Origin of the sequence: Cytobacillus stercorigallinarum (genome assembly GCF_014836495.1) — a bacterium.
GTDB classification, from domain to species: domain Bacteria; phylum Bacillota; class Bacilli; order Bacillales; family Cytobacillaceae; genus Cytobacillus; species Cytobacillus stercorigallinarum.
The window spans coordinates 1-762 of record NZ_JACSQT010000038.1 but is presented as its reverse complement, the minus strand read 5'-3'; the positions used below and the strand labels follow the sequence as shown (position 1 = coordinate 762).

Annotated in this window: 1 protein-coding gene; it reads left to right on the top strand. The window is 36.5% G+C overall.

Annotated elements, in window-relative coordinates:
• The first annotated feature begins 139 nt into the window (after nucleotides 1–139).
• Entirely contained in the window at nucleotides 140–625 is a 486-nt protein-coding gene (tnpA, locus tag H9655_RS22280; RefSeq protein WP_191817419.1) for an IS200/IS605 family transposase, read from the top strand.
• Nucleotides 626–762 lie beyond the last annotated feature (137 nt).

The following is a 762-nucleotide window of genomic DNA, read 5'->3' as shown; positions in this document are numbered from 1 at the left end:
TTTATTTTTTAGTAAATGAAAACCCTGGGCTCGGCCTAGGGTTCCAAAAAGCTTATAGCGTTGTATTAAAAAAACTCTTCCGAGATGCTAAGATAATCATGGTTCGCCAACCAAAATCAAAGCAACGGAGGAGTTTTTAATGTCAAAAGACACTAATAGTTTAGCACATACAACGTGGAATTGTAAGTATCATATAGTGTTTGCCCCAAAGTATAGAAGGCAAGTGATATACGGAAAAATAAAGAAAGATATTGGAGAAATTTTAAGGCTGTTATGTGAAAGGAAAGGAGTTGAAATAATCGAAGCAACGGCATGTAAAGATCATGTACATATGTTAGTGAGTATCCCACCAAAAATAAGTGTATCGTCATTTGTAGGGTATCTAAAAGGTAAAAGTAGTTTAATGATCTTTGATCGTCATGCAAATCTAAAATATAAGTATGGGAATAGAAAATTCTGGTGTACAGGCTATTATGTAGATACAGTTGGGAGAAACAAGAAGGTAATAGAAGAATACATTCGTAATCAAATACAAGATGATGTAGTGGCGGAGCAATTAAGTATGATGGAGTATCTAGATCCATTTACAGGAGAAGAAGTAAATCGAAAAAAGAAGAAAAGATAAAAAGAAGGAGACCTTTGAGGTCTGGCCAGAAGAAGTAGTACAATTGGCGAACCCTTCAGTAGCCCTTTAGGGTCTGGTCAGTAACAAAGGCTTTCAGCCGCAGAACAAACCACCCGTTATCACGGGTGGTTTTGACT